The sequence below is a fragment of the Sulfuricystis multivorans genome (genome assembly GCF_003966565.1).
In the GTDB taxonomy this organism is placed as follows: Bacteria; Pseudomonadota; Gammaproteobacteria; order Burkholderiales; family Rhodocyclaceae; genus Sulfuricystis; species Sulfuricystis multivorans.
Window position 1 is genome coordinate 2,464,356 of the sequence record NZ_AP018718.1, and the last position, 25,673, is coordinate 2,490,028.

A 25,673-nucleotide genomic window follows, 5' to 3' on the forward strand; every position below is an offset into this window, starting at 1 on the left:
ATCGCGACGCTGGTGGAGCTCGATCAAAGTCCCGATTCATCCAACATGTTACGGGCATCCTTGATCACTTCATCGAGCTGCTGCTCGTCCAGCATCAAGTAGTCGAGGACGTTCGCTCCACGCTTTTGCCATTCGATACTGGGTGAAACCCTATATGTCTCGCTTTCGATGTACTGCGCCAGCAGCGCGAGAGCAATCAGGTTAAGCGACTCAGACGGTAGATGGGAGGTGAAAACATCCAAGTCGTGATGCTGGGCGATGGCTGCACGGATATGCTCCGGAAGCTGCCAGCCTTTGGCGAGTAGGGCGCCTACCAGCGCGTGGTTGGTACCAAGCTCGGCATCCTCGACGTCCGTGAAACTGCGGTTCATTTCGGAATTTGCCATGCGCAGCACCTCCTTATAGTTCGGAAAGCGACGCATCAGCAAAGGGATGCCAGCGTTGTGGAAAAGGCCGAAAAGATGGGCGTCCTCCTTGGTGGCGCAGTCCAGCACTTGTGCCAGGTAAGCAGCGACGAGGGCGGTTCGCGCGGCTTCGTCCCAGAAGCGATCCAGCCCCTGGGTGGGTACGGCATTGCGAAGGGCAAGGCTCATCACCAGGGTGCCGATGTTCTTCATGCCGAGCATGCTGACGCCGTGTTCGATCGAGGTGACCTGCCGCCGTAGCCCAAAGAAGGGTGAGTTGACCGTCTTCAGGACGGCGGCGGCGAGGCCCACGTCAGTGGAAATGAGCTGGCTGATACGCCGTAAGTCGGGTTCATCCTTGCCGCGCTCCTCCAGAACTGCGTTGACGATGGCAGGGCGTGGCGGGATGGCCACGCCAGCGATGATTTTCTCGGCTTCCGCTTGGGAAAGATCGGCCATGATGTTCGAAATCGTGACGAGATGGTCGAAAATGGAATGCTTACAACGTTCAACCGTCACTGACGGCTTTGCATGCACCCTATTGCCCCGGATTATCCGTTAAACCAGAACGAGGTCAAATCCGGTCGTTGCATTCCGCATTCGTCGAAAAGGACCGTTGCCCCATCACTCCGTCCTGAGCGCCTCGACCGGATCGAGCCGGGCGGCATTGCGCGCCGGCAGCACGCCGGCAGCAAGCCCGATGGTGACGGCCACACCCTCGGCGAGTAGGACGAAAGACAGCGGGGTTTGTACCGGCAGCGCTGGGAAAATGAGATGCGCGAGCCAAGCGATGCTTGAACCCGCGAGCAGCCCCATGAGCCCTCCCGTTGCGGCGAGCGCGATCGCCTCGGCGAGAAAAATGCCGAGGATGGTGCGCTCGCGGGCGCCCAGCGCTTTGAGCAGGCCGATCTCGTTGGTGCGCTCGGTCACCGCGATGGTCATGATCGTGACGATGCCCACCGCCCCGACCAAAAGCGAAATGCCGCCCAAGGCGCCGACCGCCAGCGTCAGCACGTTGAGGATCTTGGACAGCGTCTTGAGCATGTCCTCTTGTGTCGTCAGCGTGAAATCCTCGCGGCCGTGCCGTGCCGCCAGCGCCGTCTTCACGCCCGTCGCGACATCATTGGCGACCAGCCCTTCGCGATAGGTGAGATGGATGCGCATCAATCCTGCGCGGTTGTAGAGCTCGAGCGCCCGCGCGGTGGGAATGAATACCGTGTCGTCGAGGTCCATGCCGAGGAACTGGCCTTTCGGCGCGGCCACACCGATGATGCGAAACTGCATGCCGCCGATGCGGATGCGCTGGCCGAGCGCCGGGTCGCTGCCGAACAGTTCCTGTTTGAGCTTCGGCCCGAGCACGGCGAGCGGGCGGGCATGCTCGAGATCTTCGTCCGGCAGGAAGCTGCCGCTTAGCATCGTCATCTTCATGATTTCCAGCGTGCCGGGGCCGACGCCCTGCACCGTGGTGCGGCGCAGCCGGCCGTTGGCGGCGACTTCCGAATTGCCCCAGACGTTCGGCGTCACCGCGACGATGCCTGGGACGCGCGCGAGGGCTTCGGCATCCTCGAGCGTGAGCAGCCGCACCGTGGTCTGCAGGCCGCCGGGCCCGCCGGAGGCACGGGTCTTGCCCGGCGCGATCTCGATGACATTGGTGCCGAACTGCGTGAATTCTTCGAGCACGAAGCGATGCACGCCCTCGCCGATGCTGGTGAGCAGGATCACCGCCGCGATGCCGACGGCAATGCCCAGCAGCGTGAGGAAACTGCGCATGCGATGGGCTAGGAGCGCACGCGCCGAGAGCGAAAGCAGGTCGCGGGCGAGCATGATCAGCGTTTCATCAGGGCTTCGACCGGGTCGAGCCGCGCGGCGCGGTTCGCCGGCAGCACGCCGAACAGGAGCCCGGTTGCGAGCGCGGTGATCAACGCGGCGATCACCGCCCAGTCGGGCGGATAGGCCGGCAGCACGGGCAGCGCGCGGCGCAGCGCGAATGCGCCGGTCTGGCCGAGCAGGAAGCCAACCAGCGCGCCGGCGGCGGAAAGCAGCGCGGCTTCGGCGAGGAAGGCGCTGCGAATCGCCGCGTTTTCCGCCCCCAGCGCCTTGAGCAGCCCGATCTCACTGGTGCGCTGCGCCACCGCCACCAGCATCACATTCATCACCAGGATACCGGCCACCGCGAGGCTGATCGCGGCGATCCCGGCCACCCCATAGGTGAGCGTGGCAAGGATGCGATCGAAGGTGGCGAGCACCGCATCCTGCGTGATCACGGTGACGTCTTCCTCGCCGTCGTGGCGCGCCTTGAGGATGGCAAGCACCTGTGCCTTCGCCTGCTCGATCAGCGAACGGTCCTTCGCCTCGACGAGGATGCGAAACAGCGTGTTCGAATTGAACATCGCCAAAGCGACGGCCACCGGCACGATGACGATCTCGTCGGCATTCATGCCCAGGCCCTGGCCGCTTTGCGCCAGGACGCCGATCACGCGCATGCGCCGATCGCCAATGCGCAGCACCTGGCCGATCGCTGGTGTGGCGCCGAACAGCTCGGTCTGGATCTTCGCGCCGATCACGGCCACGCCGGCATTCGGTTCCTCGGCGGGCAAAAAGCGGCCCTGAGCGAGCGCCATGCGCCTCAATTTCAGGTAGTCGGCATTGGTGCCGACGAGGGTGACGTCGCGCAGCTTGCCATTCCAGACGGCTTCCGACGTGCCCACGGCGATCGGCGCGGTACGCAACACCGCCGGGGCGCGTGTCAGGGCCTGGCCGTCCTCGACCGTCAGATCGCGCGGCGTGTTGGTGATCGCATTCACCGGATTGAAGCCGCCAGTCTCGGAACGCCCCGGCAGGACGATCACCAGGCTGCTGCCCAGCGAAGCGAACTCATTGACCACATAGCGGCGCGCGCCATCGCCCAGCGCCGTGAGCACCACCACGGCGGCCACCCCGATCGCCATCGCCAGCACCATCAGGAAGGTGCGCAGCGGATAGCCGGCGGCGGCCCGCGTGGCGAAGCGCAGAGTGTCAGCCGGCTTCATCGACGATCTTGCGCCCGTCCTGCATCACGATGCGCCGCCGCGCCCGGGCGCCGAGGCTTCCATCGTGGGTGACCATGATCAGCGTCACGCCATTGGCGTTGAGCGTCTCGAGTAGATGCACGACCTCCTCGCCGGTGGCGTGATCCAGGTTCCCGGTCGGCTCGTCGGCGAGGATCAGCGCCGGCCGCATGATCGTCGCGCGCGCGATGGCAACCCGCTGGCGCTGGCCGCCCGAGAGCTGGTCGGGACGGTGGTCGGCGCGGTGGGCGAGACCGAAATCCTCCAACGCCTTGGCAACGCGCGCGACGCGCTCGGCCGGAGGGACGCCGGCCAGCATCAATGGCAGTGCGATGTTTTCCGCCGCCGTGAGCCGCGGCACGAGATGAAAGCTCTGGAACACGAAACCGATCTTCTCGCATCTGACGCGTGCCCGTTCGTCGGCGGAAAGTTCAGTCACATCGCGGCCTTCGAGCCGGTAAGTGCCGGCATTGGGCCGGTCGAGGAGCCCCAGGAGATTGAGCAGCGTCGATTTTCCCGAGCCCGAGGCGCCCATCACTGCGACATATTCGCCCGCTTCGACGACGAGATCGAGGTTCGCCAGCGCATGCACTTCGCTGTCACCGAGGCGAAAGATGCGCTCGATGCCGACAAGCTCGATCAAGGGCATCACTTGCCCCCGGCGGCGGATTCTTCGACGACGTACGCGCCGGGCTTGACACCCTCCTTCTCGAGCGAGAGCACGATGCGGCTGCCGGCGCTCAAACCTTCGCGCACTTCGGTCCATTCCCAGTTGGCCAATCCCGGCTTGACCTGCTGGGCCTTTAGCCTGCCATCGGCAGGGATGACGAGCACCCGGTTGCCTTCCTGCAACGCGGCGGTGGGAATGCGCAACACGTCGTCGCGCGCTTCGAGCAGGACCTCGACATCGGCGCTATAGCCGACGAGCAGGCCCTTCGCCTCGTCGGGCGTATCGAAATCGACTTCGACATCGACGGTGCGCGCCTGCTTCTCGAGCGCCGTCACGAATGGCGCGACGCGCCGCACGTGGCCGGCGAAGACGCGGTTCGGATAGGCATCGAGGCGGATTCTCACCGCTTGGCCGGTCTTGATCTTCGGCGCGTCGAGCTCATCCATCGGCGCCTTGACGTAGAGGCAGGTGTCATCGATCAGGTCGATCGCCGGCGGCGTCGGCACGCCCGGCGGCGACGGCGTCGAATATTCGCCGACCTCGCCGACGATCTTCGCCACCGTGCCGGCGAAGGGCGCAGTGATCACGGTGCGTGAAAGGTCGGCGCGCGCGGCGGCGACTTGCCGTTCGGCGGTCACGATGTCTTTCTGGGCGCTCGAACAGGCGGTGCGTCGTGCCTTGGCCTCCGTGCGCGCGCTCTCGGCGCGCGAGCTCGACACGAACCCCTTGGCCGCAAGTGCCTCCTGGCGGCTTGCCTCCCGCTCGGCGTTGTCGGCGACGGTGCAGGCCTCATTGGCGCGACTCTTGGCGCTAGCGAGCTGCGCCTCGGCCACCTGCGCGCGGGCGGACAGATCGTCGCGCCATAGGCGCATCAGCACCTGGCCGGCTTCGACCCGGTCGCCCTCCTTGACGCCGAGATACTCGATGCGCCCGCCGGCAATCGTCGACAGCTTGGTGCGCTGGCAGGATTCGATGCTGCCGGCGCGCGTGTTGGCAAGCGTCGCTTCGACGCGCCCGGTCTCGACTCGATGGACGCGCACCGAAATCGGCTTGGGTCGGGTAAACCACCAACCGCCGGCCGCGACGACAGCAATCAGCGCAATGAGGGTGAGCAGGGACTTCTTCATGCGTTCGTCACCGGACAACGACGTGAAGGCGCGATTCTACGCCCCGCGCGGCGCGGTTCGCGCCGCAGCGCACCGTCCCGCCAGCGCCGAATTTCAATGGCCGGCGAACACCGCCTCGGCCGCTGCGATGGTCGCCGCGATGTCGGCATCACTGTGTGCCGCCGAGACGAAACCCGCCTCGAAGGCCGAGGGCGCGAAATAGACGCCTTTTTCCAGCATCGCGTGGAAGAAGCGGTTGAAGGCATCACGGTCGCAGGCCATCACCTCGGCATAGGAGGTCGGCGGCGTGGCGGCGAAATAGAGGCCGAACATGCCGCCGACCGACTGGGCGGAAAAGGTCACGCCATGCTTCTTCGCCGCAGCGACGAGCCCTTCGACCAGCGATTTGGTCTTGGCCGTCAGCGTCTCGTAGAAGCCCGGGGCGGCGATCTTCTTCAGCGTCGTGAGGCCGGCGGCGACCGAGAGCGGATTGCCGGAGAGCGTGCCGGCCTGATAGACGGGCCCCAACGGCGCGATCTTGGCCATGATGTCGCGCCGGCCGCCGAAGGCGCCCAGCGGCATGCCGCCGCCGACCACCTTGCCGAACGTCGACAGATCTGGCGTGATGCCAAACAAGCCCTGCGCCGAACCGGGGCCCACGCGAAAGCCGGTCATCACCTCGTCGAAGATCAGCACCGCGCCGTAGCGCGTGCAAAGCTCGCGCATCGTCGTCAGGAACTCGGGCTTGGGCGCGACGAGGTTCATGTTGCCGGCCACCGGCTCGACGATCACGCAGGCGATCTCATTGCCATGCCGGGCGAAGGCATCGCGCAATTGCTGCGCGTCGTTGTAATCGAGCACCAGCGTGTGCTGGGCCAGATCCGCCGGCACGCCGGCCGACGAAGGATTGCCAAGGGTGAGCATGCCGGAGCCGGCCTTGACCAGCAGGCTGTCGGCATGGCCGTGATAGCAGCCCTCGAATTTGACCAGCATGTCGCGGCCGGTAAAACCCCGGGCCAGCCGGATCGCGCTCATCACGGCCTCGGTGCCGGATGAGACGAGGCGCACCATCTCCAGGCTCGGCACACGGGCGACCAGCAGTTCGGCGAGCTCGATCTCGGCCTCGGTCGGCGCGCCGAAGGAGAGTCCCTTCGCAGCGGCTTCCTGCACGGCGCGCACGGTGTCGGGATCGGCATGGCCGAGGATCAACGGTCCCCAGGAGCCGACATAGTCGAGATAGCGCCTGCCGTCGGCATCCCAGACGCAGGCGCCCTCGCCGCGGGTGAAGAAGCGCGGCACGCCGCCCACCGAACGGAAGGCGCGCACAGGCGAATTGACGCCGCCGGGAATCAAAGCTTGGGCACGGGCGAACAGTTCCTCGTTGCGGGTGGTCATGAACGGTGTTCCTTGAACAGCTGGTTGAACTTTTCGGCTTGCTTCCTGATGTCCATCGCGTCGAACAGATCCGAGAGCACGGCGATCATGTCGGCGCCGGCCTCCAGCACCTGGCGGGCGTTGCCCGTCGTGATGCCGCCGATGCCGACCACCGGTACCGGAAAACGCCGCTTCGCCTCGCGGATCACGTCGAGCGAGGCGCGCGTCGCCTGCGGCTTGCTGACCGAAGGAAACAGGCTGCCGAAGGCGATGTAATCGGCGCCGGCTTCCACCGCCACTTCGGCGCGCGCCAGGTCGGCGTAACAGGAGACGCCGAGGATGCGATTCGGCCCCAACGCCTCGCGTGCGGTTTTCAGACTGCCGCCCGGCAGATCGTCACGCCCGACATGCGCGCCGTGGGCGCCGATCTCGACCGCCAGCCAGACGTCGTCATTGATGATCAGCTTCGCGCCATGGGCGTTGCAGACCTTCAGCAACGCGGCGGCCTCGACGCGACGCAAGTCTGTCGGTGCGAGCTTGTTGCGGTATTGCACCCAGCGCACGCCGCCCGCCAGGGCGCTTTCGACCAGCGCCGTCAGACGTGGCAGCAGGTTGTCGTCGGGGGTGAGCGCATAGACGCCAAAGAGCGCCGGAGCGCTTTCAGCCGAGGCAGGCATATTCGACCCCCGCCGTGGTGTCAGTCGGCCGGAACGCGCTCATCCACAGCCGGTTCGGAATGTGCTGACCCATCCCGGGCCGAAAACCCGCGGCGAGGCTCTGCCAGGTGTATTCCTGCGCCGCGCGCACCGCATCCGGAATCGTTTGCCCCCAGGCGAGATTCGCGGCGATCGCCGAGGCGAGCGTGCAGCCCGAGCCGTGGAAGCTCCCCGCCAGGCGTTGCCAACGGCAGCTTTGCACTGGACCGTGTGAGCCATAGAGGGTATTGACGACGCTGGCGTCCGGCTCATGCGTGCCGGTGACCAGCACATACCGGCTGCCGGCCTCGATCAGGCGCCGCGCGCATTCCGGAAGACTCGCGGTCGCCGGGCCGAGCTCCTGCGCCAGCCGCCGCGCTTCGAGGCTGTTCGGCGTCAGGATGTCGGTGTGCGGCAGGATCAGCTCGATCATCGCCTCGACGGCATCCTCGTCGGCGAAGGCATCGCCCCGGCCGGAGGCCAGCACCGGATCGAACACCACCGGCGTCTCTGGGTAATCCGAGAGCACCTCGGCTACCGCGCTGATGGCCTCGACGCTGCCGAGCAAGCCGAGCTTGAAGGCGGCCACCGGCATGTCTTCGAGCAGCGCCCGCGCCTGGCTCGATACCCAGTCTGCGTCGAGCGGCAGCACCTCTTCGACGCCGACCGTATCCTGCACGGTGAGCGCGGTCACCACGGTGGTCGGCTGGCAACCGTGCGCGGCGAGCGTGAGCAGATCGGCCTGCAATCCTGCCCCGCAGGTCGGATCGGATGCGGCGATGCTCATGACGACGGGCGGGACGGAAGAGTGCATGGCAGTTGAAGGCGGCGCGCGGCGAGGATGCGCCGATTGTAACCGAAAGGCCCGCGTCAGACGGGCGCGCGCAGCCGGCCAAAACGCGCCAGCGTGCGCTGCCGCGCCGCCGCGTGATCGACGATCGGCGGCGGATAATCGAGCGGCGGTGTTGGCATCTGCCACGGCGCATGGATGAACTCGTCCGGCACGCCGGAAAGCTCAGGCACGTAACGGCGGATGAAGCGGCCCTGCGGGTCGAATTTCTGCGCTTGCGTCACCGGATTGAAGATGCGAAACCACGGCTGCGCATCGCAGCCGGTGCCGGCCGCCCACTGCCAGCCGCCATTGTTGCTGGCAAGTTCATAATCGAGCAACCAACGCGCAAAGTGGGCTTCGCCCCGGCGCCAGTCGATACCGAGATCCTTGGTGAGAAAGGAAGCCGAGACCATGCGCAACCGGTTGTGCATCCAGCCGGTTTGCAAGAGCTGCCTTTGCGCCGCATCGACGAGCGGGTAGCCCGTGCGTCCCTCGCACCAGGCGGCGAACAGCTCGGGCGCCTCATCCCAGACCAGTGCGTCGAATTCGCGCCGATAGCAATGATCGACGACATCGGGACGCTGCCAGAGGATCATCTGGTAGAACTCGCGCCAGATCAACTCGTCAAGCCAGGCTTTCGCACCTGCGCCTTCTGGGGTCAGGCTGCGTTCCAGCGCCGCGGCCACCAGCCGCCGGATCGACACCGTGCCGAAGCGCAGATGCGGCGAAAGATAAGACACGCCTTTCACGGCCGGGTAATCGCGCGTCTCACGGTAGCGCTCGATGCGCGTCAGGAAATCCTCGAACAGCCGCGCGCCGCCGCTCATGCCGCAGGGAATCTTCAAGTCGGTCGGAACGAAACCGATTTCCTCCAAAGTCAGCGCTGGCAAGCCGGCACGGGGTGCCACGAGCTGGTCCGGCCGCGGCTGGCAGCGGTGCTCGGCCAGGTCCGCTGGGGCAAGGCGCGCCCGCCAGGCCCGCGCATAGGGGGTGAAAACCGAAAACGGTTTGCCCTCGCGCGTCGAAATCTCGTCGCGCTCGAAGATCGTCTGATCCTTGTGATCGATGAAGCGCCGCCCGTCGGCGGAAAGCCGCGCCGCCACGGCGGCATCGCGTCGTCGGGCAAATGGCTCGTGGTCGCGATTGGCATGCACGCTGGCCACGCCCAGCTGTGCCGCCAGGCGCGGAATTTCCTCGACCGCCCGGCCGTGGCGAATGATCAGCCCGCCGCCCTTGGCCCGCAGCGCGGCATCGAGCTCCAGCACCGCGCGGTGGATGAAATCGACCCGACGATCGGCCTTCGGCAGTCCCGCGAGGATATCGGTGTCGAAGACGAAGGCGCAATGGACTCGCCCCGCCTCGCGCAACGCCGCGGCGAGCGCAGCATGGTCGAAGTCGCGCAGATCGCGGCGGAACCAGACGAGGGCAGCCGAGTCTTTTTTCATGGCAAGAGATTACAATCAGCAAAACTATGAGCACGAGCAAATTCGAACCCGCCAGCCTCGCGAATCACTTCCTGATCGCGATGCCGTCGCTGACCGATCCGCATTTCGCGCGCACCCTGACCTATGTGTGCGAACACAATGCCGAGGGAGCGCTGGGCATCATCGTCAATAAGCCGCTCGAAATCGATCTCGGCACCTTGTTCGAGCGCGTCAGCGTACCGCTTTCGCGCGGTGAGAAGCTGGAGCGCTATCGCGGCTTGCCGGTCTATTTCGGCGGCCCGGTGCAGACAGACCGTGGTTTCGTGCTGCACCGACCGGCCGGCCGGTGGCAATCGACGCTCATCGTCACGAGCGAGATCGCCCTGACCAGCTCGCGCGACATCCTCGAATCGATGAGCGAAACGGGCGAACCCGCCGACGTGCTGGTCTCGCTCGGCTATGCCGGCTGGGCGCCCGGCCAGCTCGAATGGGAACTGTCGCAGAATGCCTGGCTGACCGTCGCCGCGCAGCCGGACATCATCTTCTCGCTGCCGCCGGCAGAGCGTCTTGGCGCCGCGATGCGTCTGCTGGGCATCGATTTCGGTCAGCTTTCCGAAGTTGCCGGCCATGCCTGAGCAGGGATCAGGGGTCAGGGGTCAGGGGTCGGAAACGGTGATGGCCTTCGATTTCGGCGCGAAGCGCATTGGTGTCGCGATCGGCGAAAGCCTGCTCTCCCACGCGCGGCCGCTGACGACGATCGACGCCGAAGCCAACGCGCTGCGCTTCGCGGCGATCGACCGGTTGATCAGCGAGTGGCGACCGGCGCGTCTCGTCGTCGGCCGTCCGGCCCACGCCGACCGCGAATCCCCCCATGAATTCGCCGCGCGCTGCGAGCGCTTCGCACGCCAGCTCGCCGGGCGCTACCGGCTGCCGGTCGAGTTCGCCGACGAACGTTACAGCTCCCTCGAAGCCGAGGCACGACAGGTCGGCGACAAGCGCAAGGCGCGGCTCGATGCCGAAGCCGCTGCGGTGATCCTTCAAGCCTGGTTCAATGAGCATGCTGACGATTCCACCCGTTCCTGAACTGATCGACCGCCTGGCCGGGCAAATGCGGCCGGCCATCACTGCCGAAACGGTGCTGGTCGGCATCCATACCGGTGGCGCCTGGGTTGCCGAGGCCTTGCATGCCACCCTCGGCCTGGCCACGCCGTTGGCGACCATCGACGTTTCCTTCCACCGCGACGACCACCATCTCGGCAGCGGACTGCGCGCCGGCGGCCGCGTCTCTCACCTGCCCGAAAATGTCGAGGGGGCGCACCTCATCCTCGTCGATGACGTGCTCTACACCGGCCGCACGGTGCGCGCAGCCTTGAACGAGCTGTTCGACTACGGCCGGCCGGGACGCGTCGATCTAGCCGTGCTCGTCGATCGCGGCGGTCGCGAGCTGCCGATCGCGCCCACCTGGTGCGCCTTTGTCCTGCCCGAACCACTGCCAGCAATCGAGAGCCTCGATCTGATGCGCGATGCGGACGGTCAGATGCGTTTTCGCCCGGGGAAAAAATGACCAACGCCAATCCGCAGCTAAACGATCACGGCGAGCTGATCCATCTGCTCAGCCTCGAAGGGCTGTCACGCGAGATGCTGCTTGGCATCCTCGATCGCGCCGAGCCCTTCACCCAGGTGGCCGAGCGCGAGGTGAAGAAGGTGCCACTGCTGCGAGGGAAAAGCGTCTTCAACCTGTTCTTCGAGAATTCGACGCGCACGCGCACCACCTTCGAAATCGCCGCCAAGCGCCTGTCGGCCGACGTGATCAATCTCAACATCAACACCTCGTCGGCGGCGAAGGGCGAATCCCTGCTCGACACGGTCGACAATCTCGCCGCGATGCAGGCCGATATGTTCGTCGTGCGCCACGCATCCTCCGGCGCCCCCTACCTGATCGCGCGGCATCTGGCCGCCACCGGCCGCCACCACATCCATGTCGTCAATGCCGGCGATGGGCGCCATGCGCACCCCACCCAGGGCCTGCTCGACATGTATACGATCCGACACTACAAGAAGGATTTCACGAAGCTCTCGGTCGCGGTGGTCGGCGACATCCTGCACTCGCGCGTGGCGCGCAGCCAGTTGCATGCGCTGGCCACGCTCGGCGTGCCGGACATCCGCCTGGTGGGCCCCAAGACCCTGCTGCCCACCGCCGCCGCGCAGATGATTCCCAACGCGCCGCTTTCCGTCCATCACGATCTGACCCGGGGCCTTGCCGGCGTCGATGTGGTGATGATGCTGCGCCTGCAGAACGAGCGCATGCAAGGGGCGCTCCTGCCTTCCCCGCAGGAATACTTCAAGTCCTGGGGGCTGACGGCGGAGAAGCTCCTACTCGCCAAGCCCGACGCGATCGTCATGCATCCGGGGCCGATGAATCGCGGCATCGAGATCGACTCGGCCGTGGCCGACGGCAAGCAGGCAGTGATCCTGCCGCAAGTCACCTTCGGCATCGCCGTGCGCATGGCAGTGATGAGCATGCTGGCCGGGGGAGGGGCTGCGCAATGAAGATCGAAATCAAGAACGGCCATGTGATCGATCCGGGCAGCGGCTTCGATCGACCGGCCAGCGTGTTCATCGCCGCAGCCAAGATCGTCGGCGTGGGTGAGACGGCGCCGCGTGGCTTTTCCGCCGATGCCGTGCTCGATGCAAGCGGCTGCGTGGTCTGTCCGGGACTGATCGACCTTTCGGCGCGTCTGCGCGAGCCCGGCTGCGAATACAAGGCCACGCTCGAATCGGAAATGGCGGCCGCGGCCGCCGGCGGCGTCACGCGGCTGGTCTGCCCGCCGGATACCGATCCGCCGCTCGATGAGCCTGGCCTGGTCGAGATGCTGAAATACCGCGCGCGCCAGCCGGGGTTCGCCGAGGTCCATCCGGTCGGCGCGCTGACCATCGGCTTGGCCGGCCAACGGCTGACCGAAATGGCCGAGCTTCACGAAGCCGGCTGCATTGCCTTCGGCCAGGCCAGCGTCTGTATCGTCGACACGCAGGTGTTGATGCGCGCGATGCAATATGCGGCGACGTTCGATTTTCCGGTTTGGCTGCAGGCCCAGGATGCCTATCTGGCCAAGGGCGGCGTCGCCCACGAAGGCGCGGTTGCCGCGCGGCTGGGCCTGCCGGGCATTCCGGTGAGCGCGGAAACCGTCGCGTTGGCCACGATCATCGAGCTCGCCCGCGCCACCGGCGTGCGCCTGCACGTGCGGCGTCTCTCCTCGGCCGCGGGACTGGCAATGATCCGCGCCGCGCGTGCCGAAGGCTTGAACATCACCTGCGACGTGACGATCAACCACCTGCATCTGTGCGACGAGGACATCGGCTTCTTCGATCCGATGGCGCGCCTCGATCCGCCGTTGCGGTCTGCCGCCGACCGCGATGCGCTGGCGGCGGGGCTGGCCGACGGCAGCATCGACGCGCTGGTCTCCGATCACACCCCGGTCGATGATGATGCCAAGCAGCTGCCGTTCGATCAGGCGGAAGCCGGCGCAACCGGTCTCGAGCTATTGCTGCCGCTGACGCTGAAATGGGCCGAAGCGCAGGGCATCGGGCTTGTCAAGGCACTTGCCAAAATCACCTCCGAGCCGGCACGCATCCTCGGTCTGACGAAGGGCTGCGGCGCCCTCGCGCCCGGCGCGGTGGCCGACCTGTGCATCTTCGATCCACACGCCGAATTCACGGTCACGCGCGAGCGCCTCAAAAGCCAGGGCAAGAACACGCCTTTCCTCGGCCAGACATTGCGGGGCGAGGTGCGCTACACGCTGACGGCCGGACATCTGGCCTATTCCACTGACGGACTGCTGCGATGATCGTCACCTTCAAATCGCAAGCCAGCGCCGACGTGATCTATTTCGGCGACGTGGCGCAGCGGCTGATGGAATTGATGGGCAAGGAACCCGCCGAGCGGGGCATCGTCACCGTCGAAGAGCTGCCGGAGGCGATCGCGCGGCTCAAGGCCGCGATCGACGCGGATCGGGAAGCCCACCGCCAGCTCGTCCAGGCCGACGAGCCAGGCAGTGAGTCGCTGCCGGAAGGCGGTACCCGGCCGCGCGTCTCGCTCACCCAGCGCGCGCTGCCACTCCTGGCGATGCTGGAAGAATCCCTCGCGGCGGGAAAGCCCGTGGTCTGGGGGATCTGATCAGTGCGTCTTTTCGTCGTTGTTCCGGCCGATGAAACTGACCGGGAACACTACCTGTTCTTCGGCGTGCCGCATCGGCATGCTCTCGTAGTCGGGCATCTGCGCCTCGATACCGCTGGCCTGCACCAATTTTTGTAGGAGGATCTGCACCTGCTCGTCGTACCAGTGGCTGTCGATGCGCGTCGGGATGAAACGCAGCTCCCGCACACTGTCCGGCACTTCCTCTGGGGCGAGGATTTCGAACGCGGCATAGGCGTTCGAGAAAAACGGGCCGGCGATGAATCTGAGCTGCCAGTCGCCCTCGCCGTCGTATTCGATGATGAAGATGCGCGCGCCTTCGGCGGTCTGCTCATCTGCGTCGGTCACTTCGCCGAATACCGGCATCGCGCAGAAAGCGGCCTGGCGCTTCTGCATCACATAAGCCACCGCTTCCTTGAAAGAGAGGCGGCCATCGTTTTCTTGTTCCATTTTCGTCTCCTGGGTTGGGGTCACAGCAAGGGGGCGAGCCATTTTTCGGCTTCTTGGAGCGACAGATTGGCGCGTCTAGCCCAATCTTCAAGCTGGTCGCGGCCGATTTTCGTCACCGCGAAGTATTTTGCCTGTGGATGGGCAAAATAGAAACCCGCCACCGAAGCCGCCGGCGTCATCGCGAAATTCTCGGTCAGCCCCATGCCAGTGTTGCGCGGCACATCGAGCAGCGCGAACAAGTCTTTTTTCACCGTGTGATCCGGGCAGGCCGGATAGCCCGGCGCCGGGCGGATGCCCTGGTACTTTTCCGCGATCAGGTCATCCAGGCCGAGCTTGCCGTGCTCGGCCTCACGGGCATAGCCCCAGTCGTCGATGCGCACGCGCTCGTGCAGCCACTCGGCGGCGGCCTCGGCGAGCCGATCGGCCAAGGCTTTGAGCATGATCGCGTGGTAGTCGTCGTGCTGGGCCGCGAATTCTTCGAGCTTCGATTCGATGCCCAGTCCGGCAGTGACGGCGAAAGCGCCGATGTAATCGGGTATGCCGCGCGGCGCGATGAAATCGGCCAGGCACAGATTCGGCTGGCCGGATGGCCGCTCGTGCTGCTGGCGTAAGCCCCGCCAGGTCATCAAGACTTGCTCGCGCGCCTCATCGGCATAGATTTCGATGTCGTCGCCGACGCTGTTGGCCGGAAACAGGCCGAAGACCGCGTTGGCGATGAGCCACTGCTCGTCGATGATCTTTTGCAGCATCGCCTGCGCGTCGGCATGGACCGCGCGCGCCTGTTCGCCGACTTTCGGATCGTCGAGGAGCTGCGGAAAGCGGCCCGGCAAGTCCCAGGTCTGGAAAAACGGCCCCCAATCGATGTAGCGCGCCAGTGTCGCCAGATCGATTTTGCACAACGGCCGGATGCCCGGCCGGCGCGGTTTGCAGGGCACATAGTCGAGCTTGGGACGATTCGCGCGCGCTGCCTCGAGCGACAGGAGTTTGACGCCCTGTTTGGCCGCATGCTGCTCGCGCAGCTTCGCGTAATCGGCGGCGATCTCGGCGCGATAGGCCGCCGCCTGATCTTCGGAGAGCAACTTGGTGACGACGCCGACCGCGCGCGAGGCGTCCGGCACATAGACCACCGTGCCGTGATAATTCGGTGCGATCTTGATCGCGGTATGCGCGCGGCTCGTCGTCGCCCCGCCGATCAAGAGCGGCGCCGTGAAGCCGCGCCGCTGCATTTCACTGGCGACATGGGCCATCTCTTCCAATGACGGCGTGATCAGACCCGAGAGTCCCACCGCATCGGCGCTGTGTTCTTTGGCCGCGTGGAGGATCTTGTCAGCCGCGACCATCACGCCCAGATCGACGATCTCGTAGCCGTTGCAGGCGAGCACCACGCCGACGATGTTCTTGCCGATGTCGTGCACATCGCCCTTCACCGTCGCGAGCACGATCTTGCCCTTCGCGGCAGCGCCGGTGCGTTTCTTCTCTTCCTCGATGTAGGGCACCAGATGCGCCACCGCCTGCTTCATCACGCGCGCCGATTTGACCACCTGCGGCAGGAACATCTTGCCAGCGCCAAAGAGATCGCCGACCACGTTCATGCCGGCCATCAGCGGCCCTTCGATCACGGCGAGCGGCGGCTTGCCTTCGGCAGCGAGCTTGGCGCGGCATTCCTCGGTATCGGCGACGACGAACTCCGTGATGCCCTTCACCAGCGCATGCTCGAGGCGTTTCTCGACCGGCCATTCCCGCCAGGCCAGGTCCTGTTTTTCCTCCTTCGCCTGACCCTTGACGCTCTGCGCGAATTCGACCAGCGCCTCGCCGGCACCAGGCTTGCGGTTCAGGACGACGTCTTCGACCTTCTCGCGCAACAGCGGATCGAGCTCGTCGTAAACCCCCAATTGCCCGGCGTTGACGATGCCCATCGTGAGTCCCGCACGGATCGCATGGTAGAGGAAGACGGTGTGGATCGCGGCGCGCACCGGCTCGTTGCCGCGAAACGAAAAAGAGACGTTCGAGATGCCGCCCGAGGTTTTCGCATGCGGCAGGTGCTGCTTGATCCAGCGCACCGCCTCGATGAAATCGACCGCGTAGTTGTCGTGCTCCGGGATGCCGGTGGCGATCGCGAACACGTTCGGATCGAAGATGATGTCATCGGCCGGAAAGCCGTCGGCGGTCAGAAGCTCATACGCCCGCTGGCAGATCTCGATCTTGCGTTGGAACGTGTCGGCCTGGCCGGCTTCGTCGAAGGCCATCACGATCACGGCTGCGCCCAGCCGCCGCGCTGCTCGGGCTTGGGCGAGGAATTTCTCCTCGCCCTCCTTCATCGAGATCGAATTGACGATGCCCTTGCCCTGGATGCATTTGAGGCCGGCTTCGATCACCTCCCACTTCGAGGAATCGATCATGATCGGCACGCGCGCGATATCGGGCTCCGCAGCGATCAGATTCAGGAAACGCACCATCGCCGCCTTGGCGTCGAGCATCGCCTCGTCCATGTTGATGTCGATGATCTGCGCGCCGTTTTCGACCTGCTGGCGGGCGACCTGCAAGGCTTCATCGAAGCGGTCTTCGAGGATCATCCGCGCAAAAGCCCGCGAGCCGGTGACGTTGGTGCGCTCGCCGACATTGACGAACAGCGAGTCCGGGCCGATGTTCAAGGGCTCCAGCCCCGCCAGACGCAGCTGAGAGTCGGCGCCGACAGGACGGCGCGGCGGGATGTCTTTGAGCACCGCGGCGATCGCGCGGATGTGCTCGGGCGTGGTGCCACAGCAGCCGCCGGCGATGTTGAGCAGGCCATCCTTGGCCCACTGTTCCAGTTCGCTGGCGAGCATTTCCGGCGTCTCGTCATAACCGCCGAAGGCATTCGGTAAGCCCGCATTCGGATGCGCCGAGACGAAGCAGTCGGCCACCCGACCGATCTCTTCGACATACTGGCGCAGCTCTTTCGCGCCGAGCGCGCAGTTCAGACCAAACGAGAGCGGCCGCGCATGGCGCAGCGAATTCCAGAAGGCTTCGGCGGTCTGGCCGGAAAGCGTGCGCCCCGAAGCATCGGTGATCGTGCCGGAGATCATCACCGGCCAGCGGCGGCCGGCTTGCGCGAAGAAGTTTTCGATCGCATAGACGGCCGCCTTCGCATTCAGCGTATCGAACACCGTCTCGATGAGCAGGATGTCGGCGCCGCCCTCGACGAGTCCGCGCACCGACTCGGCATAATCGGCAGCCAGCGCATCGAAGCTGATGTTGCGAAAGCCCGGATCATTGACATCCGGCGAGAGCGAGCAGGTGCGCGAGGTGGGGCCGAGCACGCCGGCGACGAAGCGCGGCTTGTCGACTGTGGCGTACCGGTCGGCCACTTCACGCGCCAGCCGGGCGCCGGCCAAATTGAGCTCATAGGCCAGGTCTTCGAGACCGTACTCGGATTGCGAGACGCGCGTGGCGTTGAAGGTATTGGTCTCGATGATGTCCGCCCCGGCCTCGAGATAAGCCGCATGGATGCCGGCGATCACGTCCGGCCGGGTCAGGCACAACAGGTCGTTGTTGCCCTTCAGATCCTTGGGATGATTCTTGAAGCGTCCGCCGCGATAGTCGTCCTCGACGAGCCCATGCTTCTGCACCATGGTGCCCATCGCACCATCGAGGATGAGAATGCGCTGCGCGAGCAGCTCCATGAGCTCGCGGGAACGATCTGGCCGCATCGTGGGGAAATCCGCAGAAGTTGTTGAATTGCATTTAACCCAGATTGTCCATTGGAACACGAGCGGGTTTCGAAGGCGAGGGCGAGCAGGTTTGCGTCCCCGCGACGAGCCAATAACAGTGTCTGGCGATACGCGGGGGCGCGAAGATGCCGCCCGCAGCCCGAAAGCCGCCGTGTAGGGCGATGAAATGACCGTATCAAATGCTCATGGCGCATCAGCCCGCTCTCAATAGATAATCTGGGTTGAATCTTATCATGGCAGCGAGACCCATCCTCTCATATCCGGTTGATCGATGGTCCGATTAGTTTTATCGTTGAACTTGAAAGGAGAGCACTGATGGAACACCTGACCCCGAAAGAAGCCGCCAAGTTTCTGGAAGACAATCCGAAGGCATTGTTCATCGACTGCCGCAGCGAGATGGAATACCTGTTCGTCGGTCACCCGGCAGGCGCCTTGCACGTGGCCTGGAACGATGGCCCGGATTGGGAAATCAACCCGCATTTCGTCGGCGAGGTGAAGAAGCTCGCCGGTCACGTCCATGACCGCCCCGTCGTGCTGATCTGCCGCTCCGGGAACCGCTCGGTCGATGCCGGCAACGCGCTGGAAGCCGCCGGCTTCACGCGCGTCTATAACGTGCTCTATGGCTTCGAGGGCGAGCTCGACGAACACCACCATCGCGGCACGCAGAATGGTTGGCGCTTCGAAGGACTGCCGTGGGAGCAGTGCTGAATCATCGCACCGAAGTAGCGAACAAGCGGTAGATCCCCTTGCGCTTGCCGTCGGCGACGAAGATGGCGTCCTGCATGACCGCGAGAGTGCCGCCCAAACCGGCAGCGATTTGTGTCGCGCGACCGTCGTCGAGCAGGAAAATCTCGTCCTCGCTGGCGAACAAAATCTCCGCCGTGCGCGGATGCACGGCGAGCGAAACCACGGGCTTCATCTCGATCAACGGCAGCAACAGACCGAGCGGCTCGCCGGGCCGCACGCGCCAGATCGCCGTGGGAGTCGCAACGATCGAAAAGTCGCCGGCATGGGTGACTGCGGTGATCGGTTCGGTGAATGTGGCGACGAGCTGAGCCTGTCGTCCATCGAAAAGAAACAGCCGCGCCGGCGCGCTCGTTTCAAAGAGGATCAGACTGTCGCCTGCACCACCACTGATGCGCGTAGCCGGCGTGGGCAGCGGCACACGCGGCACGAACAGACGCCCCTGCAATGGGCCGAGACGGCCGGCAGCGACGAGCACTGGCGTGCCGGCTTCGCTGCAGGCGAAACCCTCGATCGGCACGGCCGCATCGAGGAGCCCCTCGTGTGCCCCGATGCGCCAGAGATTGCTCTTTCCCGCGAACAACAGGCCATCGCTGCGTGCACACAGCACGGGTGCGTCCGGCCAGACATCGTTCGGCATCAGCGCTGCCGAAAGCTTTTGCACGCCGAAGCCCGGCGCGAGCCGGATGCCTTCATCTGCCCAGGCAAGGGCAAACCAGAAAAAGGACAGGAGCAGTGCGAGGGCTCTCATCGGATTTCCCAGATGCCCATCAACTTCTTGGCCAGGTCGTTCGCTTCGGTAACGACCGTGAAGGCATTCTTCACGCCTTCGGCGAGCGTCTTGTTTTCGGTGATGCCGCGGTAAAGGAAGGGTTGCGCCGCTTCCTCGACCGAGGTGATTTCCGGGGGCGCGTCGAGCTCGACGGAGCCCAGCCAGCCGGCGGCCTTCGCGGCATCCGAAAGGCTTTGATCGGCAAGCTCATAGACGTCCTTGATCAACATGATGCCCTTGCCGCCGGGCACGAGTTCATCGATGAATAGCCCACCCCAGGCCCAAGCGATCGCCAGCAGCGTCCGGCGACTCTTGTCCCACAGGCGCCGGATCTGCGCGATCGGCCGCGCGTCCTCCTGCGGCGGTGATTCGAGCAGGCGCGCGATCACCAGATCGCGCAGATTGCGCTGCATCTTCTGGCCTGCGGCGATCAGATCGACGATCACTTTCGCATCGGGATGATGGATCCGCGGCGCGCCGCTTGTCACTTTAACGACAACGGGCTTGCCAGCCGCTGGCCAGCGGCAGCCGGAAGCATCGCAGACGGTTTGCGGCGCAAGCACGGGCAGGGCATCGGAGGCGACAAGCGGGCGATGGCGCACCGCGAAACGCAGCCGTGGTGAATCCCAACCGGCGCCGCCCGCCGCGCGCAATGCTTCGCCGCTTTGCGGTGCGACCGGCGGCGCATCCAGGCTCGACAAGGCTTTGAGTTCCAGTCCGCCGCTCGCAGCGTGGGCCGAAGTCGCTGCCGACAGGGGCACCGACTTGAGCGAGGCCAACAGCGCCCGATGGCGCGACTCTTCTTCGGCGGCGCGGCGCTGCGCCTCGGCTTCCGCCCGACGACGCGCCTCTTCCTGCCGGGCGAGCTCGGCCGGATCGGGGCCGGCATCCTCGAAGGAAAAAGCTTGTTGCAGCAAAGAGCCGAAGATCGCCGCACCCATCGTCGCGCCCAATGGAAGCGACGGAGCGACGCTTTTCGTGCGCGGCGCGCTGGCGCGGTTCGTTGCGCTCTTCGGCGCAGGCGCGCTGCGATTCGTGCAGGTGACGCATTCCATTCTCGGCGTCGGCAAATCGGGCGGGCGGTAGTTCGGTCCGGCCAGCTCCTTGGCCTGCTCCCAGGCCGATTGTGCGCCCGCATCGAGCGCGGTCGCGGCTAGCAGGATCGCGCCGATCAGGCGCAGCGACGGCGCCATGCCGCGACTCCGAGAAGCGCTGCGAGCAGCAAAGCCGACGCGACGCCGGGTTGCTCGACCGCGAACACGACCGGCGTCAGCAGCGCGCGCACCAGGGCGCGCAAGCTCTCGCGCTCGCGGATGAAGTCGGCCACGGGCGGAGAGAGCTGGTAGTAACGCGCGACGAACCAGCGTCCAGGTGCATTCGTCAGCAGATGACGGTCGCGAAACGCCCGCAGGGTCGCGACATGCGACTCCCATGGCGAGCCGAACGCAGCGGTGGCGATGAAGCAGCCTTCGGCGCCGGCAGCGGTCGCCGAGACGCCGTGCGCCCGGGGAGTGATTTCGGGCAAGGCTTGGGCAGCCCGTTCGCGCTTGACTTCCCACTCGTAGATCTTGTCTTGCGCCGCACGCGCATCGGGCGCATCGGGCGCGAGTGTCAGGAAGCGGCGCATCTCGCGCATCGCCGCATCGAAATCGGCCTGGCTGCGCGCGACTTGGCCGATCAGCAGCGCGCGGTCGTAAAAGAGCGGCGCATGCCAGGGCGCGGTGCGGTAGGCTTCGGCGTAGAGCGCGATCGCTCCCGCGTAATCCTTTTCTTCGACGAGCACTTTGGCCTTGACGAGCAGACGGCGCAGCGCCTCGGGCACCGGTGGCTTGCCCGGCAAGAGCTTGACGACCGTGGCTAGCCCCGCGATCGCCCGATCGCGAGCGTCGGCGTCTCTGGCATCCCGAAACGCGGCAACGAAAAGGTCGAAAGCGCGCTGCGGATCGTTCTGGAGCAGCGCCCGCTGCGCTTCGGTAAGACGGGCGCGCTGCGCCTCTTCGGCCCGGGCGCGCGCGATTTCGGCGCTCTTGGCGCGCAAAGCCGCGACGGGGCCTTGCAGTTCGTACCAGAGAATGCTTTTCGCGCTGTGGCCCTCGGTCGTACCGCCTTTTTTGTCGCTCTCGCGCAGCTTGCCGAGGAGGTCGAGCCGCTTGACGATCGCATCGACGCGGTCCAGTCCTTCCTGCATCTTGCCGGCGGCGAAAAGCGGCAAGGCCTCGTCGATCACTGCGCGCCAAAAAGGCTTTTGCAGCGCCAGATCGTCGGTGAAGAGTACCACGCCGTCGCTCGCGACGGCCGCCTCGAAATCCTCACGCGCGGCAGCCACGTCGCCGAACACCAGTTTCGCCCAGGCGCGCAGCGCCAGCATGTTGGCGCGCCGCGCTCCGCTTGCCATGCCGATGCTCGCCATCTCGACAGCGCGATCGTAAGCAGCGAGCGCGGCGCCACGCTCACCACGTCGCAACAGGATCAAGGCATCGAGCCGCACCGCGGCTTCCGGAACGGTCAGGGAACTTCTCGGCTTGGCCAGCGCGACGGCATCTTCCGCGGCGGCTTCGAGCTTGCCTTGGGCTATACGGGCGATGGCGCGCATCGTCTGCGCCTGATCGGTCATGACATCGCCAATCAGCGTCTCATCCACGCCTTCCTTGACGATGCGATCGAGCCGCGCTTCCGCCGCGGCATGACGGCCTTCGGCGAGCAGCTCACCAGCAGCATGGAGATCCTTGAGCGTCGCCGCATGGACGGCAAAGGCCAGAAAAAGACCCGCACAGCAGGCGAGAAACTTCTTGAAAGCTTCCACGGCAAAGCTCCGGTATCACGATGGTTTGATTTTATCCCTGCACGGCTTCGCCATCTTTGCGCGCAAACCGAGATATCCGCTAATGAACGCGCAGCAAGGTAACATCGCGCCTCGATGAATATCTCACGCCTCTCTTCTCTGCGAGCCGCGCTCGACAACCCGAAACGCTGGCGCCGCTGGGCGCTCGAAGTGTTGATCGTGATCACGATCGTCGCCGCGATCACCACCTGGCAGAACAGCGGGCTCGCCAGCGGCATCGCGCCGCCGCTGGCCGGCACGCGCACCGACGGCAGCACGGTGAAACTCGGCGCTGGTAAGACGGCACGGCTGGTGGTGTTCTGGGCCACCTGGTGCAAGGTCTGCAAGGCCGAGGCGGGCAACATCGAGGCCGTCGCCCGCGACTGGCCGGTGATCACGGTCGCGATGCAGTCGGGCGAACGCGAAGAGGTTGCCGAATTTCTCGAGGAACGCGGCCTGACGGTGCCGGCAATCGCCGATGACGACGCGAACATCGCCGAAGCCTGGGGGGTGCGCGCGGTGCCGGCGCATTTCGTCGTCGATCCCGCAGGCAACATCCGCTTCCGCCTCGTCGGCTACACCACTTCCTGGGGATTGCGCGCCCGCCTGTGGTGGGCCAATACCTTCCCCCTCTGATGCTCGCCAAATGAACCCGCCACCGCTGCGCCTGGCCTGGACGGTCTGGGGACTGGGCGCGCTGTTTTACCTGTTCGCCTTCTACCAGCGTGTCGCGCCGGCGGTGATGACCGATCAACTGATGGCGGAATTCGCCATCGGCGGCGCGGCGCTCGGCAACCTCTCGGCCTTTTACTTTTACGCTTATGTGGCGATGCAGATTCCCACCGGCGTGCTGGCCGACCGTTTCGGGCCGCGCCACGTGCTGGCGGTCGGCAGCTGCATCGCGGCGCTGGGCAGCCTGCTGTTCGCGTTCGCGCCGGGCTTTGGCTGGGCGGCCTTCGGCCGCCTGCTGGTTGGCGCCTCGGTCGCGGTCGCCTTCGTCTCGACGCTCAAGCTCGCCAGCCACTGGTTTCCGCCGCAGAAGTACGCGCTCGCTTCGGGGATGGCGCTGTTCTTCGGTGTGGCCGGCGGCATCATGGCGGGGGTGCCGCTGCGGCTGCTGGTCGAGCATTTCGGCTGGCGCATCGTGATGGGCAGCGCCGGTCTTTTCGCCATCCTGTTGTGCGCCGCGATCTGGCTGCTGGTACGCGACGATCCCGCCGAGCGCGGCTATGCCAGCCATCACGCTCACGATGGCGCCCAGCACGGCCATCCGCCGATCCTCGCCGGCCTGATCGAGTCGCTTTCCTACCGCAACACCTGGCTGCTGATGCTGGCGCCGATCGGCTTCTCGGGGGCAGTGCTGACCTTTGGCGGCCTCTGGGGCGTGCCCTGGCTGCGGCAGGTGCATGGCCTCGACCCGAAGGCCGCGGCGGCCGTCACTTCCACGCTGCTGGCCGCCTGGGCGCTCGGCGGGCCGCTGCTCGGCAACGGCTCCCAGAAGCTCGGCCGCCGCAAGCCGCTCTACCTGGTGAGCGGCGTCGTTGCCACCGTCGGCTGGGCGCTGGTGATCTTCCTGCCACTGCCGCTGTGGCTGCTGATCCCGCTTTTGATCGTCATCGGCTTCGCCTCGGGCAACATCATCATCGGCTTCGCCTGGGCGAAGGAATCGGTCCCGCTGCGATTGATGGGCACGACTTCCGGCGTCGTGAACATGGGACCGCTGCTCGGCGGCGTCATCCTGCAGCCGGGGGTCGGCTGGCTGCTCGACCGCTCCTGGAGCGGCGCGCAGCAGGCCGGCGCGCGCCTCTACGACGCGGCGACCTGGCAGACCGGTTTCGCGCTGATGTTCGCCAGCGTCCTGATCGCGCTGCTGCTGGTGCCGTTCATCCGCGAAACACATTGCCGGCAGGCCGGTTGAGTGCCGTCCCGCCAGTGCCGACTTTCAGCTGCCCAGCCCGCGCCGATACTGGATCGCCTCGGCGATGTGCGGGCCGCGAACGATCTCATCAGCAGCCAAATCGGCGATGCTGCGTGCCACTTTCAAAATGCGGTGATAGGCGCGAGCAGACAGGTCGAGCCGCTGCATCGCCTGCTTGAGCAGCGCCGCGCCGGCATCATCCGGTCGGCAATGGCAATCGATCTCGTCTGGGACGAGCAATGCATTGGGCTTGGCTTGACGGTCGATCTGCCGCGCTCGCGCCGCGACGACGCGCTCGCGCACGCTCGCGGAAGGCTCGCCCGTGGCGCGCGCGGATAGTTCCGCTTCGGAAACGGCCGGCACCTCGATCATCAAATCGATGCGGTCGAGCAGCGGGCCGGAGAGTTTGCCCCGGTAGCGCGCGATCTGCTCGGGCGTGCAGCGACAGCGTGCATCACCAAGATAGCCGCAGGGGCAAGGATTCATCGCCGCGACGAGCTGGAAGCGGGCCGGAAACTCGGCGCGCCGCGCCGCGCGCGAGACGCGGATGAAGCCGGTCTCGAGCGGCTCGCGCAGGGCTTCGAGCACGCGCCGCTCGAATTCGGGTAGCTCATCCAAAAACAAAATGCCCTGATGAGCCAAGGAAATCTCGCCGGGTTGCGGATTTCCGCCGCCGCCGACCAGCGCCGGCACCGAGGCCGAGTGGTGCGGCGCCTGAAACGGCCGCACCCCCCAGCGGCTGACATCGAAACTGCCAGCAAGCGATTGAACGGCGGCGGATTCCAGCGCCTCTTGTTCCGTCATCGGCGGCAGGATGCCGGGCAGGCGAGCCGCAAGCATCGATTTGCCGGAACCCGGCGGGCCGGACATCAGCAGGCTATGGCCGCCGGCCGCGGCGACCTCCAGCGCGCGCTTGGCCGGCAGCTGGCCTTTCACTTCGGCGAGATCGGGTGCAAGACTCGGCGGCTTCCGGACGGCGCTGTGGTGGGGTGAAAGCGGTGCGGCGCCCGTCAGATGCGCGCAGACCTCGAGCAAAGTGCGCGCCGGCAGGATGATCGCCGTTTTGACCAGGGCCGCCTCGTCGGCACAAGCCCAGGGCAGCACGAAGGCGCGTCCGTTCCCCTTCGCGGCCAGGCACATCGCCAGCGTGCCGCGCACCGGCCGCAGCTCGCCGGAAAGCGACAGCTCACCGGCGAACTCGTGGTCATCGAGACGGGGTGAAGCGAGCTGCCCCGATGCGATCAGGATGCCGAGCGCGATCGGCAGATCGAAGCGGCCGGATTCCTTCGGCAGATCGGCCGGCGCGAGATTCACCGTGATGCGCTTGGCGGGAAACTCGAAGCCGCTGTTTTGGATCGCGGCGCGCACGCGGTCGCGCGCTTCCTTGACTTCCATCTCGGGCAGCCCGACCAGCGTGAAGGAGGGCAGGCCGTTGGCCAGATGCACCTCGACCGCGACCTCGGGCGCGGCCAGCCCCGCCAGCGCACGGCTTTTCAGGATCGCCAGCGACACGG

Annotated in this window: 24 protein-coding genes; 9 read left to right on the forward strand and 15 right to left on the reverse strand. The window is 65.8% G+C overall.

The genetic code is table 11. The features are described 5' to 3' along the window. Positions 1–23 precede the first annotated feature (23 nt). The 9 genes from EL335_RS12375 to EL335_RS12415 form a co-directional block, all read right to left on the reverse strand. Positions 24–923, reverse strand: coding sequence for an HDOD domain-containing protein (locus EL335_RS12375; protein WP_126447348.1), 900 nt, complete (start codon positions 921–923; stop codon positions 24–26). Between the two features lie 105 nt (positions 924–1,028). Next, entirely contained in the window at positions 1,029–2,228 is a 1,200-nt protein-coding gene (locus tag EL335_RS12380) for an ABC transporter permease (protein ID WP_126447350.1), read from the reverse strand. A 2-nt stretch (positions 2,229–2,230) separates the two neighbouring features. Further along, positions 2,231–3,433 (reverse strand): ABC transporter permease, encoded by a 1,203-nt coding sequence (locus tag EL335_RS12385; protein ID WP_126447352.1) that lies wholly within the window; start codon positions 3,431–3,433, stop codon positions 2,231–2,233. Then, complete coding sequence (locus EL335_RS12390) at positions 3,420–4,094, reverse strand: ABC transporter ATP-binding protein (RefSeq protein WP_284155508.1); 675 nt, start codon at positions 4,092–4,094, stop codon at positions 3,420–3,422. Before EL335_RS12390 ends, EL335_RS12385 begins: the two co-directional genes overlap by 14 nt. 5 nt (positions 4,095–4,099) lie before the next feature. Beyond that, positions 4,100–5,248: an efflux RND transporter periplasmic adaptor subunit gene (locus EL335_RS12395; protein ID WP_126447356.1), complete on the reverse strand. Its 1,149-nt coding sequence runs from the start codon at positions 5,246–5,248 to the stop codon at positions 4,100–4,102. Positions 5,249–5,341: 93 nt separating this feature from the next. After that, on the reverse strand, positions 5,342–6,622 hold the full coding sequence (gene hemL / locus EL335_RS12400; protein WP_126447358.1) for a glutamate-1-semialdehyde 2,1-aminomutase: 1,281 nt from the start codon (positions 6,620–6,622) through the stop codon (positions 5,342–5,344). Beyond that, positions 6,619–7,278 carry a thiamine phosphate synthase gene (thiE, locus tag EL335_RS12405; RefSeq protein ID WP_126447360.1) on the reverse strand — a complete coding sequence of 220 codons (660 nt, stop codon included), beginning with the start codon at positions 7,276–7,278 and terminating at the stop codon, positions 6,619–6,621. Before thiE ends, hemL begins: the two co-directional genes overlap by 4 nt. Then, positions 7,262–8,110 (reverse strand): bifunctional hydroxymethylpyrimidine kinase/phosphomethylpyrimidine kinase, encoded by an 849-nt coding sequence (gene thiD / locus EL335_RS12410; protein ID WP_126447362.1) that lies wholly within the window; start codon positions 8,108–8,110, stop codon positions 7,262–7,264. Before thiD ends, thiE begins: the two co-directional genes overlap by 17 nt. Positions 8,111–8,166: 56 nt before the next feature. Continuing rightward, positions 8,167–9,573 carry a cryptochrome/photolyase family protein gene (locus EL335_RS12415; protein ID WP_126447364.1) on the reverse strand — a complete coding sequence of 469 codons (1,407 nt, stop codon included), beginning with the start codon at positions 9,571–9,573 and terminating at the stop codon, positions 8,167–8,169. A gap of 26 nt (positions 9,574–9,599) precedes the next feature. Here EL335_RS12415 and EL335_RS12420 point away from each other — a divergent pair, with 26 nt between their 5' ends. Genes EL335_RS12420 through EL335_RS12445 form a run of 6 tightly spaced genes read left to right on the forward strand, consistent with a single transcriptional unit; the run spans position 9,600 to position 13,726 of the window. Then, positions 9,600–10,187 carry a YqgE/AlgH family protein gene (locus tag EL335_RS12420; protein ID WP_126447366.1) on the forward strand — a complete coding sequence of 196 codons (588 nt, stop codon included), beginning with the start codon at positions 9,600–9,602 and terminating at the stop codon, positions 10,185–10,187. A 40-nt stretch (positions 10,188–10,227) separates the two neighbouring features. After that, the gene (gene ruvX, locus EL335_RS12425; protein WP_284155370.1) at positions 10,228–10,635 is read left to right on the forward strand and encodes a Holliday junction resolvase RuvX; all 408 of its coding nucleotides are present in this window, start codon (positions 10,228–10,230) and stop codon (positions 10,633–10,635) included. Beyond that, positions 10,613–11,116 (forward strand): bifunctional pyr operon transcriptional regulator/uracil phosphoribosyltransferase PyrR, encoded by a 504-nt coding sequence (gene pyrR / locus EL335_RS12430; protein ID WP_284155509.1) that lies wholly within the window; start codon positions 10,613–10,615, stop codon positions 11,114–11,116. Before ruvX ends, pyrR begins: the two co-directional genes overlap by 23 nt. After that, positions 11,113–12,102 carry an aspartate carbamoyltransferase catalytic subunit gene (locus EL335_RS12435; protein WP_126447370.1) on the forward strand — a complete coding sequence of 330 codons (990 nt, stop codon included), beginning with the start codon at positions 11,113–11,115 and terminating at the stop codon, positions 12,100–12,102. The genes pyrR and EL335_RS12435 overlap by 4 nt, the downstream gene beginning before the upstream one ends. After that, entirely contained in the window at positions 12,099–13,397 is a 1,299-nt protein-coding gene (locus EL335_RS12440; RefSeq protein WP_126447372.1) for a dihydroorotase, read from the forward strand. The genes EL335_RS12435 and EL335_RS12440 overlap by 4 nt, the downstream gene beginning before the upstream one ends. Next, a complete protein-coding gene (locus EL335_RS12445; RefSeq protein WP_126447374.1) occupies positions 13,394–13,726 on the forward strand; it encodes a DUF1840 domain-containing protein in 333 nt (110 codons plus the stop codon). Before EL335_RS12440 ends, EL335_RS12445 begins: the two co-directional genes overlap by 4 nt. Here the strand turns inward: EL335_RS12445 and EL335_RS12450 are convergent, their stop codons facing one another. Both EL335_RS12450 and metH read right to left on the reverse strand, forming a co-directional pair. Next, on the reverse strand, positions 13,727–14,194 hold the full coding sequence (locus EL335_RS12450; RefSeq protein ID WP_126447376.1) for a hypothetical protein: 468 nt from the start codon (positions 14,192–14,194) through the stop codon (positions 13,727–13,729). A gap of 20 nt (positions 14,195–14,214) precedes the next feature. Continuing rightward, positions 14,215–17,883 carry a methionine synthase gene (gene metH / locus EL335_RS12455; protein WP_126447378.1) on the reverse strand — a complete coding sequence of 1,223 codons (3,669 nt, stop codon included), beginning with the start codon at positions 17,881–17,883 and terminating at the stop codon, positions 14,215–14,217. A 336-nt stretch (positions 17,884–18,219) separates the two neighbouring features. On the opposite strand from metH, the gene EL335_RS12460 reads away from it, so the two are divergent. Further along, positions 18,220–18,612, forward strand: coding sequence for a rhodanese-like domain-containing protein (locus tag EL335_RS12460; RefSeq protein ID WP_126447380.1), 393 nt, complete (start codon positions 18,220–18,222; stop codon positions 18,610–18,612). 1 nt (position 18,613) lies between these two features. On the opposite strand, the gene EL335_RS12465 is transcribed toward EL335_RS12460, so the two are convergent. The 3 genes from EL335_RS12465 to EL335_RS12475 are packed head-to-tail and all read right to left on the reverse strand — an operon-like array spanning position 18,614 to position 22,223. Further along, the gene (locus EL335_RS12465; protein ID WP_126447382.1) at positions 18,614–19,399 is read right to left on the reverse strand and encodes a hypothetical protein; all 786 of its coding nucleotides are present in this window, start codon (positions 19,397–19,399) and stop codon (positions 18,614–18,616) included. Next, positions 19,396–20,613, reverse strand: coding sequence for a hypothetical protein (locus EL335_RS12470; RefSeq protein ID WP_126447384.1), 1,218 nt, complete (start codon positions 20,611–20,613; stop codon positions 19,396–19,398). Before EL335_RS12470 ends, EL335_RS12465 begins: the two co-directional genes overlap by 4 nt. Further along, positions 20,592–22,223, reverse strand: coding sequence for a CFI-box-CTERM domain-containing protein (locus EL335_RS12475; protein WP_126447386.1), 1,632 nt, complete (start codon positions 22,221–22,223; stop codon positions 20,592–20,594). The genes EL335_RS12470 and EL335_RS12475 overlap by 22 nt, the downstream gene beginning before the upstream one ends. A 114-nt stretch (positions 22,224–22,337) precedes the next feature. On the opposite strand from EL335_RS12475, the gene EL335_RS12480 reads away from it, so the two are divergent. Both EL335_RS12480 and EL335_RS12485 read left to right on the forward strand, forming a co-directional pair. Continuing rightward, positions 22,338–22,877: a protein disulfide oxidoreductase gene (locus EL335_RS12480; protein WP_126447388.1), complete on the forward strand. Its 540-nt coding sequence runs from the start codon at positions 22,338–22,340 to the stop codon at positions 22,875–22,877. A 10-nt stretch (positions 22,878–22,887) separates the two neighbouring features. Further along, entirely contained in the window at positions 22,888–24,159 is a 1,272-nt protein-coding gene (locus EL335_RS12485; RefSeq protein ID WP_126447390.1) for an MFS transporter, read from the forward strand. A 24-nt stretch (positions 24,160–24,183) separates the two neighbouring features. Here EL335_RS12485 and EL335_RS12490 read toward each other — a convergent pair whose 3' ends face one another. After that, a complete protein-coding gene (locus tag EL335_RS12490) occupies positions 24,184–25,671 on the reverse strand; it encodes a YifB family Mg chelatase-like AAA ATPase (protein WP_126447392.1) in 1,488 nt (495 codons plus the stop codon). Between the last annotated feature and the right edge of the window lie 2 nt (positions 25,672–25,673).

What these genes read in the sequence shown, in the direction of transcription:
- EL335_RS12380 (WP_126447350.1), bottom strand. Translation starts at nt 2,228, where the DNA reads ATGCTCGCCCGCGACCTGCTTTCGCTCTCGGCGCGTGCGCTCCTAGCC.
- EL335_RS12385 (WP_126447352.1), bottom strand. Translation starts at nt 3,433, where the DNA reads ATGAAGCCGGCTGACACTCTGCGCTTCGCCACGCGGGCCGCCGCCGGC.
- EL335_RS12395 (WP_126447356.1), bottom strand. Translation starts at nt 5,248, where the DNA reads ATGAAGAAGTCCCTGCTCACCCTCATTGCGCTGATTGCTGTCGTCGCG.
- hemL (WP_126447358.1), bottom strand. Translation starts at nt 6,622, where the DNA reads ATGACCACCCGCAACGAGGAACTGTTCGCCCGTGCCCAAGCTTTGATT.
- thiE (WP_126447360.1), bottom strand. Translation starts at nt 7,278, where the DNA reads ATGCCTGCCTCGGCTGAAAGCGCTCCGGCGCTCTTTGGCGTCTATGCG.
- thiD (WP_126447362.1), bottom strand. Translation starts at nt 8,110, where the DNA reads ATGCACTCTTCCGTCCCGCCCGTCGTCATGAGCATCGCCGCATCCGAT.
- EL335_RS12415 (WP_126447364.1), bottom strand. Translation starts at nt 9,573, where the DNA reads ATGAAAAAAGACTCGGCTGCCCTCGTCTGGTTCCGCCGCGATCTGCGC.
- EL335_RS12420 (WP_126447366.1), top strand. Translation starts at nt 9,600, where the DNA reads ATGAGCACGAGCAAATTCGAACCCGCCAGCCTCGCGAATCACTTCCTG.
- ruvX (WP_284155370.1), top strand. Translation starts at nt 10,228, where the DNA reads ATGGCCTTCGATTTCGGCGCGAAGCGCATTGGTGTCGCGATCGGCGAA.
- EL335_RS12435 (WP_126447370.1), top strand. Translation starts at nt 11,113, where the DNA reads ATGACCAACGCCAATCCGCAGCTAAACGATCACGGCGAGCTGATCCAT.
- EL335_RS12440 (WP_126447372.1), top strand. Translation starts at nt 12,099, where the DNA reads ATGAAGATCGAAATCAAGAACGGCCATGTGATCGATCCGGGCAGCGGC.
- EL335_RS12445 (WP_126447374.1), top strand. Translation starts at nt 13,394, where the DNA reads ATGATCGTCACCTTCAAATCGCAAGCCAGCGCCGACGTGATCTATTTC.
- EL335_RS12450 (WP_126447376.1), bottom strand. Translation starts at nt 14,194, where the DNA reads ATGGAACAAGAAAACGATGGCCGCCTCTCTTTCAAGGAAGCGGTGGCT.
- metH (WP_126447378.1), bottom strand. Translation starts at nt 17,883, where the DNA reads ATGCGGCCAGATCGTTCCCGCGAGCTCATGGAGCTGCTCGCGCAGCGC.
- EL335_RS12460 (WP_126447380.1), top strand. Translation starts at nt 18,220, where the DNA reads ATGGAACACCTGACCCCGAAAGAAGCCGCCAAGTTTCTGGAAGACAAT.
- EL335_RS12465 (WP_126447382.1), bottom strand. Translation starts at nt 19,399, where the DNA reads ATGAGAGCCCTCGCACTGCTCCTGTCCTTTTTCTGGTTTGCCCTTGCC.
- EL335_RS12470 (WP_126447384.1), bottom strand. Translation starts at nt 20,613, where the DNA reads ATGGCGCCGTCGCTGCGCCTGATCGGCGCGATCCTGCTAGCCGCGACC.
- EL335_RS12480 (WP_126447388.1), top strand. Translation starts at nt 22,338, where the DNA reads ATGAATATCTCACGCCTCTCTTCTCTGCGAGCCGCGCTCGACAACCCG.
- EL335_RS12485 (WP_126447390.1), top strand. Translation starts at nt 22,888, where the DNA reads ATGAACCCGCCACCGCTGCGCCTGGCCTGGACGGTCTGGGGACTGGGC.